This window comes from Ochrobactrum sp. A-1, from assembly GCF_022488005.1.
Taxonomy (GTDB): Bacteria; Pseudomonadota; Alphaproteobacteria; order Rhizobiales; family Rhizobiaceae; genus Brucella.
Genome location: NZ_JAKVQC010000003.1, coordinates 380,809 through 393,788, shown reverse-complemented (window position 1 = coordinate 393,788; position 12,980 = coordinate 380,809). Strand labels below are relative to the sequence as shown.

Below are 12,980 nucleotides of genomic sequence, written 5' to 3'. Positions count from 1 at the left end.
TAGTCAGTTCGTTCCCAAATTAATTGAATTGTTACATGTAGCTATATGATTACATTCGGCGTGCACATTCTATTTCTACAGGTTAAGAATACAGAAAAGCCCGCGCAAGGCGGGCTTTTCTTATTATTTTTATACAATCTAATCTTAGCTGCAGCCGCTCGTTGCTCCGCAAGTATCGCATTTGAGGCAGGTGCCATTGCGAACCATGGTGAAATTCTGACACTCGGTGCAGCTATCGCCTGTATAGCCCTGCATCATCGACTTGATGCGTCGATCAGCTTCCAGCTTCTTGGCAGCATTTGCACTTTCTGCACGGGCAGAGGCAGCATCTGCGGCAGCCTTATCCGAGAAAAGTTCGGTTGCCGATGAGCTTTCCTGCTGTTGCGCCGGAGCAGGCTGTTCCTCGAACTCGCGCTTGAAGGCGGTTGCACCGTCCGTCACCAGACCGATAGTTGCAGGGCGATTACTCGCCGGTGCCGACGACTTCAAGGTTGTGACATTGGAAGCCTGCGGTGCCGAGCTCGTCGATCCCTTGGCTTCGTTGCCCGAATTCGTCACCAGCGTAGGCTTGTAACCGCGCGTCCAGCCGGTCGAAACCAGATTGGTCTTGCCTTCCTTGATGCCCTTTCCGAGCGCCGTATTGCCGAAATCGCTTGTGTCGACATGGGCGAGGTCATTGCGACCGAGATAGGATACAGCCAGTTCGCGGAAGACATAGTCGATGATCGACGTCGCGGTCTTGATGGCATCGTTACCGATGACCATACCGGCCGGTTCGAACTTCGTGAAAGTGAAGGCTTCCACATATTCTTCGAGCGGCACACCGTATTGCAGGCCGAGCGACACCGCGATGGCGAAGTTGTTCATCATCGCACGGAAGGCAGCACCTTCCTTGTGCATATCGATGAAGATTTCGCCAAGGCGTCCGTCACCGAATTCGCCGGTGCGCAGATAGACCTTGTGTCCGCCAACAACCGCCTTCTGCGTATATCCCTGACGACGGTTCGGAAGCTTATCGCGCTCATGCACGATCTTTTCGACAACCTTCTCGACGATACGTTCCGTCACCTGAACGGCACGAGCGGCTGCTGGCGCTTCGATCAGTGCCTCGACTGCATCGTCTTCGTCCTCATCGTCGGAGATCAGCGCAGCGTTGAGCGGTTGCGAAAGCTTGGAACCGTCACGGTAAAGCGCATTGGCCTTCAGGGCCAGCTTCCAGGACAGCATATAGGCGTTCTTGCAGTCCTCGACGGTGGCATCGTTCGGCATGTTGATCGTCTTGGAAATCGCACCCGAAATGAACGGTTGCGCGGCAGCCATCATGCGGATGTGGCTATCCACTGACAGATAGCGCTTGCCGATCTTGCCGCATGGATTGGCGCAATCGAACACGGCGTAATGCTCTTCCTTGAGGAAAGGTGCGCCTTCGAGGGTCATTGCACCGCAAACATGGATGTTGGCGGCTTCTATGTCCTTCTTGGCAAAGCCCAGCGCCGGCAGCATTTCGAACGAAAAATCGTTGAGCTGTTCGTCGGTGAGTTTCAGCACGTCCTTGCAGAAGTCTTCGCCCAGCGTCCACTTGTTGAAAGCGAACTTAATGTCGAAGGCGCTCTTGAGAGCGGCATTCAGGGCTTCGATCTTCTCATCGGTGAAGCCCTTGGACTTCAGCGACGACGGATTGACGCCCGGTGCCTGATTGATATTGCCATGACCGACAGCATAGGCTTCGATTTCGGCGATCTGGCTTTCCGAATAACCGAGCGTGCGGAGTGCTTCCGGTACGGCGCGGTTGATAATCTTGAAGTAACCGCCACCGGCCAGCTTCTTGAACTTCACCAATGCGAAGTCCGGTTCAATGCCGGTCGTGTCGCAGTCCATGACGAGGCCGATCGTGCCGGTCGGCGCGATGACAGTGGACTGTGCGTTGCGGTAGCCGTGCTTTTCGCCGAGTTCCAGCGCCTTGTCCCAGGCCGCGCGTGCATGGGTGATCAGGTCCTGATCGGGGCAATCCTCGGCAATCAGCGCCACTGGATTGACGGCAAGGCCTTCATAACCTTCGGTCTCGCCATGGGCAGCGAGGCGGTGGTTGCGAATGACGCGCAGCATGTGCTCGGCATTTGGCTCATAGCTCGGGAAAGTTCCGAGTTCCTTTGCCATTTCAGCAGAGGTGGCATAGGCCACGCCGGTCATGATCGCCGTCAGCGCGCCGCAGATCGCACGGCCTTCGTCGGAGTCATAAGGAATACCGGAAGTCATCAGCAGACCACCAATATTGGCATAGCCGAGGCCGAGCGTACGGTACTCATAGGAGAGGCGGGCGATTTCCTTCGACGGGAACTGCGCCATCATCACCGAGATTTCGAGAACGATGGTCCACAGGCGTGCCGTGTGCTCGTAAGCCGCAATATCGAACGAACCGTCCTTGTTGCGATAGGTGAGCAGATTGATCGACGCCAGATTGCAGGCCGTGTCGTCAAGGAACATATATTCCGAGCAAGGATTGGAAGCACGGATCGGACCAGCCGTCGGGCAGGTGTGCCAGTCATTCATGGTCGTGTTGTAGTGCAGGCCCGGATCAGCGGACGCCCAGGCGGCGTAACCGATCTTTTCCCAAAGATCGCGCGCCTTCAGCGTCTTCATGACGCGACCGTCGCGACGAGCTGTCAGGTTCCAGTCGCCGTCGTTTTCGACAGCGCGCAGGAATTCGTCCTTCAGCGAGACGGAATTGTTGGAGTTCTGGCCTGATACGGTGAGATAAGCTTCCGAATCCCAGTCCGTGTCATAGGTCTTGAACTGAATATCGGTATAGCCCTGACGCGCAAACTGGATCACGCGCTTGACGTAGTTTTCCGGAACCTGGTTTTTCTTTGCAGCCTTGATTTCGCGCTTCAGGGCAGGGTTCTTCGATGGATCGAAGCAATCATCATTGTCGGCTTCGCAGTTGACGCAAGCCCTCATGATGGCGGTTAGATGCTGCTTGACAATCTTGGAGCCGGTAACGAGCGAAGCAACCTTCTGCTCTTCCTTGACCTTCCAATCAATATACTCCTCGATATCCGGGTGATCGATGTCGACCACGACCATCTTCGCAGCGCGGCGGGTCGTGCCACCCGACTTGATGGCGCCAGCAGCTCGATCGCCGATCTTGAGGAAGCTCATCAGGCCGGAAGACTTGCCGCCGCCAGACAGTTTTTCACCTTCGCCGCGCAGATAGGAAAAGTTGGAACCAGTGCCGGAACCATACTTGAACAGACGTGCCTCGCGGACCCACAGATCCATGATGCCGCCTTCATTGACGAGGTCGTCGCCAACGGACTGGATGAAGCAGGCATGCGGCTGCGGATGTTCGTAGGCCGACTTGGACTTCGTCAGCTTGCCGGTTTGCCAGTCAACATAGAAATGGCCCTGACCGGGACCGTCGATGCCATAGGCCCAATGCAGGCCAGTGTTGAACCATTGCGGGCTGTTTGGAGCCACGCGCTGCGTTGCGAGCATGTATGCAAGCTCGTCGCGGAAGGCGAGGGCATCTTCCTCGGAGGCGAAATAGCCACCCTTCCAGCCCCAGTAGGTCCAGGTGCCAGCGAGACGGTCAAAAACCTGGCAGGCGTCCATTTCGGAGCCATAGCGTTCATTGTCCGGCAGCTTGGCGAGTGCTTCCTCATCGGCAACAGAGCGCCACAGCCACGAAGGAACGTCGTTTTCCTCGACCTTCTTCAGCTGTACGGGAACGCCAGCCTTGCGAAAATATTTCTGCGCGAGAATGTCAGCGGCAACCTGGCTGAACTGCGCGGGCACATTGATGTTTTCGAGACGGAATACGATGGATCCATCGGGATTCTTGATCTCGCTGGTCGCAGTCCGGAACGCGATGTCCGCATAGGCCGACTGATTCTCTCTCGTGAAACGGCGTTCGATCTTCATCTGTCCCATCCAAACGTTCTATATATAGTAGCTCTAGTGACGGTTTTCAGCCACGGCCTGTCTGTATCGCGTCTCTGTCAAAACAGCTCTTCTGCGGGGAAGAACGTGCTGTTGGGGAGAAAACTCCCGGAAATCCACTTCCACCTCATCTAAAGCCACGAAAAAACGCCTCAGGGGAGCTTAATTGCAACCTTGCTGGCACTATCGCAGTTCAAAATCAGCGGAACGAAAAACACCTTATCTTGTAAGAAGCATGAGCGCAAATACTAAATCTAGTGTTAACGCTGTTTCTGCTCGACGCTGCATCTGCTTCTCCAGAGACCGGCACGCCCAGATTCTGGGCGCAAGAAAGCACCGAGCGAAAATCGCACCTTCAAAGCGCTACGCCCGTTCGATACTCAACTTGACCGAAAAAAAGACCGGCAGATTACAACATCCGATCACGCTACTTACGCAACGATAACCCCATAAAAAACGACTCGGCTGCGACCGTCAAGCAATGGTTTACTGCAACGCTCCAGCATCTAGATATTGTGCGTAACAGCTCGGATCAAATGTGGATAACGGGGAGAAGCGACACTTTTGCGAACCAAGCCGGCTACAAGATTTTGGGAGCCAGAAAAGCCGCTTGTAGTGGCAACTTGAAGGGTAATTTAGGCAGAATGCGCTAAAGCAAGCGGAAATCCCCGCAGAAAGACCGCTATCCAGAGTAAATATTGTCAAGGCAGGCCGCCAGTTGGTTACTCGGCAGCCGCAGCGATCCCCGAATCACCAAACTGATTCAATATCTGCTTCAATTCGGTTTCTTCGACACGATGGGCCGCCTCCTGCGGCGACACCCATTCGCATATACGTTGATCCCGTTCAGGCCAGTCTTTCTCCTGCCCAGTAAACTGCACCGCGAATACCGCTGCCGTGAACTGGTTTATGCGTTCAGGCGGAAGATCCGTCTTGCAATAGCAGAAACTGCCAATTGGTACGGGAGAAACCTCACCACGAATGCCAGATTCTTCATAGGCTTCACGAAGTGCTGTTTCCGCAAGCGTGCGACCGACTTGCGGCCAGCCTTTGGGGATGATCCAGCGGCCTGTTCCGCGGCTCGTGATGACGAGAACTTTGAGGGAGCCCATATCGCGACGATAAACAAGCGCCGCAACTTGCTGCAAACGACCGGAAGGCGTCAGAATACGCTTTTCGGTTGCAATCAGTTGTTTTACTTGCGACTTCACCGCGAAAATCCCCTTTTTGCTGATAGCATGATCCGATTCGCCAAAATAACAACTGGTTAGTTAGGCAACAGACCTTTGAAAATATTTGAAAAAAGCTTTTATTTTAAAGGTATTACTAAACTTCGGGGTAGGGATAGCAGCCTTGAAAACGCTATCCGCCCTTAATCGGCTTTATTCGGAGCGCTTTCCATAAGGTGCGATTGCGGCGGAAATATCACCGCAACCGCGTTCATTTGTTTTCGTTTCATAGCGTTTTTATAAAACGGATATCGAGTTCGCGCCGGTTCTCTGACCGGATGCGCAACGTGTCAGCCGCGCTTGTCGCCTGCGATCGGCTCCTGATAGGTGAAGCCCATATCCCAGGGGAAGTAGATCCAGGTATCCTGAGAAACCTCTGTTACAAAGGTATCGATCAGCGGACGGCCTTTAGGCTTGGCATAGACCGTTGCAAAATGGGCCTTCGGCATCATTTCGCGCACGATGGCCGCGGTTTTGCCGGTGTCGGTCAGATCATCAACGACGATGACGCCTTCGCCGCCATTTTCCAGAAGCGTTTCGCTTACGCCCTTGAGAATCTGCATTTCGCCCTGCGAGGTGTAATCATGATAGGACGCGATGCAGACGGTTTCGATGAGCCGAATGCCCAGCTCACGGCAAACGATGGCAGCAGGAACCAGACCGCCACGGGTGATCGCGACAATTGCGTGCCATTCGCGATTCATGCCGGAAATGCGCCAGGCGAGGGCGCGGGCATCGCGGTGGAACTGATCCCAGGAAACGGGAAAGGCTTTATCTGGCAAGGACATCGAAACGCTCCGTGGAACGATCCGGAGTTCGTTCTCCGGACCTTTAAAAACCAAAAATGCGCTGTGACGGATTGCCAAGCGCTGTAACTGTCAGGATCTGCAGCTTTTCTTCATCCGCGCCCATTTCAGGCGGGCGGCGGGAGAGGAAAAGGCTCTCCACCCGGCATAGTCAGCGCCGGGTGATGCTGATAACCGCAAAAATGGTGTTCTTGCAAGCGTGTCGTGTCATTGTACGCCGGTTGGCGAGAAAAATGGCTGAAACAGGCTTTTCTAACGGGAAAAAAGCGTAAGAATGGGAAGCTCGTTCAACATGGAACGCGTTACGCCGCCAAAGACCAGTTCTCGCAACCGGGAATGACTGTAAGCCCCCATCACCAGGAGATCGGCGCGTTCCGCGATGATATGTTCCCGCAACGCATCCTGCGCATAGCGTCCGTTGGATGCAATGGCGGTAGGGGTTACGTTGATGCCGTGCCGCGACAATGCTTCTGCAATATCATGGCTCGCCAAAGCCTGATCCTCGCCTTCGATTTCCGGCGGATCGACCCAAACGATTTCCGTTCTGTCTGCATGTTTCATCAAGGGCAGGGCGTCGAATGCGGCCCTGGCAGCTTCCCGCTTGCCGTTAAAGGCGACGACGATGCGGTCGAGCGACACCATCTGCAGCACCGGCGCATAGGGAACCAGCAAAACAGGGCAGCTCGAATTGAAAACAATTGTATCGGCGGTTTCGTCGTTGGTGGCGGGATCGTCCGGGTCGGGCTGTCCGGCAACCAGCAATTCCGCTCCCAGGCATGCCGTCAGCACGCCGTCTGCGGCTGTGCCCGTTTCCGAACGCGTGATGCGATACTCATAGTTGATGCCCTGACGGCGCATTTCCTCTTCGAAGACATGTTTCAGTCTTTCGGACAGCTCCTTGTGCTGCTTATCATGCAATTCGAACATTCCCGGATCGATGAAGCCGTTCGGGTCGGCATAGACGATAGGAGAAGGAATGGAATAGAGCCCGATGACATGAATATCAGGCACTTTCTGCTTTAGAAGTCCAACGGCGGACACCACCCGTTTCAACTCGGATTCACTGCGAGAATAGGCAACCACCGTCTTGTAGGACATGACCGAACTCCTTCCGGCTGTTTTTCTATTTTAGCATATAGTGCAACGAGTTGCGCGGGCAAAAGGTTGCAGAGGATTAAGCTGCCCCTTCAGTCTCGAGCGACGAGATCATTTTTTCGATTGCATGGATTGCCGTATCGATTTTTTCTGGATCGCTTCCACGTACAACCAACTCTGTACTGAAACGCCCATTTTCGAATTTCGGATAGGAACCGATAATCGTGTCGGGGTTTTCTTTCTGGATTTCCGTCAGAGGAGCCCCGATTACGCCTTCGCCAAAGGGACAGAGTACTGATCTGGACAGAAGTTTGCGGCCCGTCTTCAAGGTAGGCAGAACATTGTCGAGCATCGCCTGAAAGACAGACGGCACACCCGCCATCACATAGACATTGCCGATATGAAAACCCGGCGCAGCAGAGATTGGGTTGGCGATATGCTCCGAACCTTGTGGCATGCGCGCCATGCGCTTGCGTGAGTCGGTGAATTCCAGTCCGCGCTTTGCATAATTGTCGCCGAGCAGCTTCATGGCTTTCTCGTCATAGATACACGGCACGCCAAAGGCCGTGGAAACGGCATCAGCGGTAATGTCGTCATGGGTAGGGCCTATCCCGCCTGACGTAAAGATATAATCAAAATGCGGTCGCAACGCATTGAGAGCCGCTACAATGGCTATTTCTTCGTCCGGAACAATCCGTACTTCCTTGAGATCAATGCCCGCCGCTGTCAGGACATCGGCAAGATGTCCGATATTCTTGTCCTTGGTGCGGCCCGAGAGAAGCTCGTCGCCAATTGCCAGCATGGCGGCCTTGACGGCTTGCTGCGGATTGTTGGTCATATCCAGACTCCATTTTCTGGCATCAGTTAAGCGCCAGCAGGACAAGGCTGCAACTGCTTTATTTCAGCATTTCCTTCGTTTGCGAGAAGTTGCGTCTTTCCAAAGAAGGCCGCTCCCCTAATTGAACCTGTCGAGGTTGGGGCCTCACAAAACGGGATATGGAGACGTCACATGGTTAAAGTGCTGGTGCTGTATTATTCGGCCTATGGTCATATGGAAAAAATGGCCAAGGCAGCTGCAGAAGGGGCGCGGGAAGGCGGTGCGGAGGTTACCCTCAAACGGGTGCCCGAACTGGTTCCACCTGATGTTGCGAAAGCCTCGCATTATAAGGTCGATCAGGATGCGCCAATCGCCACACCGGCTGAGCTTGCCGATTACGATGCCATCATTATCGGTACCGCTACCCGCTACGGCATGATGGCTGCCCAGATGAAGAATTTTCTCGACCAGACCGGCGGACTTTGGGCGAAAGGCGCTCTCATTAACAAGGTCGGATCGGTGATGGTTTCAACTGCCACACAGCATGGCGGTGCGGAACTGGCGTTGATTTCCACACAGTGGCAGATGCAGCATCATGGCATGATCATTGTCCCACTTTCCTACGCCTATCAGGGGCAGATGGGGAACGATGTGGTGCGCGGCGGTGCTCCCTATGGGATGACGACGACCGCGGACGGTGACGGCTCTCGCCAGCCTTCAGATCAGGAATTGGACGGAGCCAGGTTTCAGGGTAAACGTGTTGCAGAAATCACCGCCAAGCTGCACAGCTAAGCCCATGTGAGATATGGAAAGGCCGCAGATTCAGTCTGCGGCTTTTCCCAAGGTGATCATTTAGAAAACTTATTTAGTACCTTCTGTTTTATTGTCTTTTTCAACAACATGATAAGTCATTTGCGGGTAGGGAATGTTGATCCCTGCTTTGTCGAACTCGACCTTCACCGCTTTGATCGTATGGCGGGAAACCTGTATATATTTTGCGCTGTTTACCCAGTAGTTGGCGCTGAGAACGACGGCGTTGTCGCCGAGCTGCGATACGAAATAGGCTGGGACAGGTGTAGATAGGACACCTTCCTGATCCTCAATGACACTTTTCATGATAGCGAATGCCTGATCGATATCGTCTTCATAGCCAATCCCGACCTTGAAATCGTGCATGCGGGTTTTCATGCGGCTGTAATTGGTGACGGGCGTATTCCAGAGCGAGGAGTTGGGGGCCAGTACGTAAAGCCCGTCGCCGGTTTTAAGCTCCGTCGCGAACAAGCCGACGTCCTGTACCGTGCCGACAATGGTGCCGGCGCTGATATATTCCCCGACGCGAAACGGTCGGAGTACCAGAAGCATGATGCCTGCAGCGATGTTCTGTAACGTGCCCTGAAGCGCTAGCCCAATTGCGAGACCAATTGCACCGAGGGCTGCGAGAATGGAAGCTGTCTGGACGCCAAACTGTCCAAGAACCATAACCAGAATGATGACGAGTATGCCGTATCGGACGACAGCGCCGAAAAAGCCGACAAGCGTTTGATCGAAGCCGCGAATTTTCGATAACGACTGTATCGTCCATTTCTGAAGGATTCCGGCGAGTAACCAGCCGACACAAAGGATAATCAGCGCGCCGAGAGTGGAGACCGAATATCGTATGAGAAGGTCGTAAATCTGGAGAACGAATGCGTTTGTATTCGCGATAATCTGTGTGGCTTGCTCTTCCATTGTTCCGTCTGCATCTGTTTCGATAAGGGGAAGACAGGAGGATAGGGCAGCAAACCGTCAAGGCGAGGTTGCCCGTAACGGATAACGGAAAAACAGAGAGTAAAAAAGGAGAATGGTGCGGTCGGCGGGACTTGAACCCGCAAGTCTAAAAGACGACGGATTTTAAGTCCGTTGCGTATACCAATTTCGCCACGACCGCAGCAATTGCCATTGTCTATGTCATGATTTATATCATGAATTCAAGCCACAAAGCCTGCTAACATCAACAGTTAGCATTGCCGAATATATGCTTACTCTAAATCGTTGATTTCACGGTCTGGCGAGCTTCAACCTTGTCTGCATTGTCAAACCCATGTAGCGATGGGCTAAAACCCGTAGGAAATGCAGAAAGTCGAATAATGACTGCCTTCGTCAAATCCGTATCCGAGGCCGAAAAGGCAATGCGCGCGTTGTTTCCCGAAACACCGCTGCAGCTCAACGATTACTTGTCCCTGAAGTACGGTGCGGAGATTTGGCTCAAGCGCGAAGACCTTACTCCCGTTCGCTCCTACAAGATTCGCGGCGCCTTCAATTTCATTTCCAAAGCGGTCGAAACAACAGACAAGAATGTGGTGTTCGTTTGCGCCTCTGCAGGTAATCATGCGCAAGGGTTTGCATTCGTCTGCCGTCATTTTGGCCGCAAGGGCGTGGTTTTCATGCCTGTTACGACGCCGCAGCAGAAAATCGACAAGACCCGCGCTTTTGGTGGCGAGTTCATCGAAATCAAGCTGGTGGGTGATATTTTCGATGTTTGCTATGCTGCCTCACAGGAATTTGCCGCAAGCCAAAAGGGCGTGATGGTACCGCCTTTCGATCATCCCGGTATCGTCGAAGGGCAGGCTACGGTGGCGCTTGAGATCGAACGGCAACTGCCTGAGGGGAAGAAGCCCGACTTCATCCTGCTGCCTGTCGGCGGCGGCGGACTATCCGGTGGCGTTACGCAATATGTTTCCGATCTGGGCTGGAAGACGAATTTCCGCTTCATCGAGCCCCAGGGCGCAGCGAGCCTGAAAGGAAGTCTTGAGGCAGGCAAGCGTATCAAGCTCACCCATGTCGACAATTTTGTCGATGGTGCGGCTGTTGCTGAGATCGGCAAGGAAAACTTTAAGCTTCTCAAAGGGTTCGATCCGAAAACTGTCATAACGGTTCCGGAAAACCGGCTTTGCGCAACGATCATCGAAATGCTCAATATTGAGGGCGTTGTGCTTGAACCTGCCGGCGCGCTCGGCATCGATGCGCTAAAGGATTTCAAGAAGAGTGATCTCAAAGGCAAGCGCATCGTCATTGTTGTCTCGGGCGGCAATTTCGATTTCGAACGCCTGCCGGATGTGCGTGAGCGCGCACTGCGCTTCGAAGGCTTGAAGAAATATTTCATCTTCCGCTTTCCGCAGAGGCCGGGTGCGCTTCGTTCATTCCTCGATCTTCTGGGACCGGAAGATGATATTGCGCGTTTCGAATATCTGAAGAAATCGGCGCGCAATTTCGGTTCCGTGCTGATCGGCATCGAAACGAAGAACGCATCAAACTTCAAGCTTCTGGAAAAGAAATTTGCAGAAGCCGGTTGGGCCTATCAGGACATCACGGACAATCAGGTGCTCGCTGATTTCATCATCTGATTTCGGTGGCTTAAGCGAAATCAGTTGCTTTTTCGGCGAAAACACCCCATATGCCGCGTCAGGCGCATGGGCCGACGTTTTCGTCGGCTTTCCCGGCATTGGACTTGTTGCGTCTCGCCTCTGTCTTCCGGAATGGTCCGGAAGCGGGGAGACCCGAGAAAATGTTCGGGCACGGCAGCGCAAGTCGCCAGGAGTTTACAAGCTTCGGCGTCCCGTCGTTATCATTGAACAGATAGAGTTCGGCAAGTTGCGCTTGACCGGCATTTGGATGCGGACCGTGACAATCATGGTGCCGCCGAAAGAGATTGAATTGACAAAAGAAATTACGGGCGGTTTTGCCGCTCTTGGCGTTACCGGCATTTTGCTCAAGGGCGTTGAAGCCGCTGGCATGACCGAGCCGAAGCCTATCCAGTTACAGGCGATCCCGCACCAGCTTGAAGGTCGCGATATTCTGGGCATCGCCCAGACCGGCTCCGGCAAGACCGCGGCTTTCAGCCTGCCTATCCTGCAAAAAATCATCGGCCTCGGCGACAAGCGCCGTCCGAAGACCGCACGCGCACTGATCCTCGCACCGACGCGGGAACTCGCCGTGCAGATTGAACAGACGATCCGCAATGTTTCCAAACACGCGCATATCTCGACAGCGCTGGTTCTTGGTGGCGTTTCCAAGCTGTCCCAGATCAAGCGTATCGCGCCGGGCATCGACGTTCTGATCGCCACGCCCGGTCGTCTGACCGACCTGATGCGTGACGGTCTGGTAGACCTGTCACAGACGCGCTGGCTCGTTCTCGATGAGGCTGACCGTATGCTGGATATGGGCTTCATCAACGACGTGAAGCGCATCGCAAAGGCAACCCATTCCGACCGTCAGACCGCGCTGTTTTCGGCGACAATGCCAAAGGAAATCGCATCGCTGGCCGGGAGCCTGCTGCGCGATCCGGTTCGTGTCGAAGTCGCTCCGCAGGGAACGACGGCTGCCGAAATCACGCAGGTCGTGCATCCCGTGCACACCAAGGAGAAGCGTCGTCTTCTTTCTGCGCTGCTGGGCGATAAGGCCATGCGCTCGGTCATCGTCTTCACCCGTACGAAGCACGGTGCCGATGCGGTGGTCCGTCATCTGGAACGCGATGGCTATGAAGTCGCCGCCATCCACGGCAACAAATCGCAGAATGCCCGTCAGCGCGCGCTGAACGGATTCCGTGATGGATCGTTGCGGATCTTGATCGCGACCGACATTGCTGCTCGTGGCATCGATGTGCCCGGCATCAGCCATGTCGTGAATTACGATCTGCCGGATGAGCCGGAAACCTATGTCCACCGTATTGGCCGCACGGGTCGCAATGGTGCCAGTGGCGCGTCAATCACGCTCTACGATCCAGCAGCGGAAGAATCCAAGCTGAGAGCGGTCGAGCGTGTGACGCGCAACAAGCTTCCGATCAAGGATGCACCTGTGGAGCTTGCGCCGGCTCCAGCTCCGCGAGCTGCCACTCCAGGCGAGCGTCCGCAGAAGACCGGGCATCGTAAAGGCGGAACGCCACAGAAGCCGCGCCGTGCCGCTCCGAAGGCTGGGGAACATCGCGGAGGCGCTCACGCGAGCGGTGATGCTGCACCGAAAGCGAAGCGTCCGTTCCGCCGCAAGCGTCGCAATGCCAACGGCAATGGCGGACAGCGCGCAGCGTAAGTCACATACCTCAAACATTTTTCCAAAAAG

Annotated in this window: 9 protein-coding genes and 1 tRNA gene; 3 read left to right on the top strand and 7 right to left on the bottom strand. The window is 54.5% G+C overall.

The window, feature by feature from the left end; genetic code table 11:
• Nucleotides 1-144: 144 nt before the first annotated feature.
• The 5 genes from MKS82_RS03640 to MKS82_RS03620 all read right to left on the bottom strand — a co-directional run bounded on the left by MKS82_RS03640 (nt 145) and on the right by MKS82_RS03620 (nt 7,907).
• The gene (locus MKS82_RS03640) at nt 145-3,921 is read right to left on the bottom strand and encodes a vitamin B12-dependent ribonucleotide reductase (protein ID WP_109988221.1); all 3,777 of its coding nucleotides are present in this window, start codon (nt 3,919-3,921) and stop codon (nt 145-147) included.
• Between the two features lie 740 nt (nt 3,922-4,661).
• Nucleotides 4,662-5,150: an NUDIX hydrolase gene (locus MKS82_RS03635; RefSeq protein ID WP_109988146.1), complete on the bottom strand. Its 489-nt coding sequence runs from the start codon at nt 5,148-5,150 to the stop codon at nt 4,662-4,664.
• Between the two features lie 308 nt (nt 5,151-5,458).
• Nucleotides 5,459-5,956, bottom strand: coding sequence for a xanthine phosphoribosyltransferase (gene gpt / locus MKS82_RS03630; protein WP_109988145.1), 498 nt, complete (start codon nt 5,954-5,956; stop codon nt 5,459-5,461).
• Nucleotides 5,957-6,226: 270 nt separating this feature from the next.
• Nucleotides 6,227-7,072 (bottom strand): universal stress protein, encoded by an 846-nt coding sequence (locus MKS82_RS03625; protein ID WP_109988144.1) that lies wholly within the window; start codon nt 7,070-7,072, stop codon nt 6,227-6,229.
• A gap of 76 nt (nt 7,073-7,148) precedes the next feature.
• Entirely contained in the window at nt 7,149-7,907 is a 759-nt protein-coding gene (locus tag MKS82_RS03620) for a competence/damage-inducible protein A (RefSeq protein ID WP_109988143.1), read from the bottom strand.
• 171 nt (nt 7,908-8,078) lie between these two features.
• Here MKS82_RS03620 and wrbA point away from each other — a divergent pair, with 171 nt between their 5' ends.
• A complete protein-coding gene (wrbA, locus tag MKS82_RS03615) occupies nt 8,079-8,678 on the top strand; it encodes an NAD(P)H:quinone oxidoreductase type IV (RefSeq protein ID WP_109988142.1) in 600 nt (199 codons plus the stop codon).
• Between the two features lie 69 nt (nt 8,679-8,747).
• Here wrbA and MKS82_RS03610 read toward each other — a convergent pair whose 3' ends face one another.
• Complete coding sequence (locus MKS82_RS03610) at nt 8,748-9,614, bottom strand: mechanosensitive ion channel family protein (protein ID WP_109988141.1); 867 nt, start codon at nt 9,612-9,614, stop codon at nt 8,748-8,750.
• Between the two features lie 113 nt (nt 9,615-9,727).
• Nucleotides 9,728-9,813, bottom strand: a tRNA-Leu gene (locus MKS82_RS03605).
• Between the two features lie 196 nt (nt 9,814-10,009).
• Between MKS82_RS03605 and ilvA the strand changes: the two genes are divergently transcribed.
• A complete protein-coding gene (gene ilvA / locus MKS82_RS03600; RefSeq protein ID WP_181394295.1) occupies nt 10,010-11,269 on the top strand; it encodes a threonine ammonia-lyase IlvA in 1,260 nt (419 codons plus the stop codon).
• Between the two features lie 286 nt (nt 11,270-11,555).
• Nucleotides 11,556-12,950, top strand: a complete 1,395-nt coding sequence (locus tag MKS82_RS03595; RefSeq protein WP_109988220.1) for a DEAD/DEAH box helicase — start codon at nt 11,556-11,558, stop codon at nt 12,948-12,950.
• Nucleotides 12,951-12,980 lie beyond the last annotated feature (30 nt).

Excerpts from the sequence above, each read along its gene's own strand:
- MKS82_RS03640 (WP_109988221.1), bottom strand. The coding sequence starts at position 3,921 with ATGAAGATCGAACGCCGTTTCACGAGAGAGAATCAGTCGGCCTATGCG.
- gpt (WP_109988145.1), bottom strand. The coding sequence starts at position 5,956 with ATGTCCTTGCCAGATAAAGCCTTTCCCGTTTCCTGGGATCAGTTCCAC.
- MKS82_RS03625 (WP_109988144.1), bottom strand. The coding sequence starts at position 7,072 with ATGTCCTACAAGACGGTGGTTGCCTATTCTCGCAGTGAATCCGAGTTG.
- MKS82_RS03620 (WP_109988143.1), bottom strand. The coding sequence starts at position 7,907 with ATGACCAACAATCCGCAGCAAGCCGTCAAGGCCGCCATGCTGGCAATT.
- wrbA (WP_109988142.1), top strand. The coding sequence starts at position 8,079 with ATGGTTAAAGTGCTGGTGCTGTATTATTCGGCCTATGGTCATATGGAA.
- MKS82_RS03610 (WP_109988141.1), bottom strand. The coding sequence starts at position 9,614 with ATGGAAGAGCAAGCCACACAGATTATCGCGAATACAAACGCATTCGTT.
- MKS82_RS03595 (WP_109988220.1), top strand. The coding sequence starts at position 11,556 with ATGGTGCCGCCGAAAGAGATTGAATTGACAAAAGAAATTACGGGCGGT.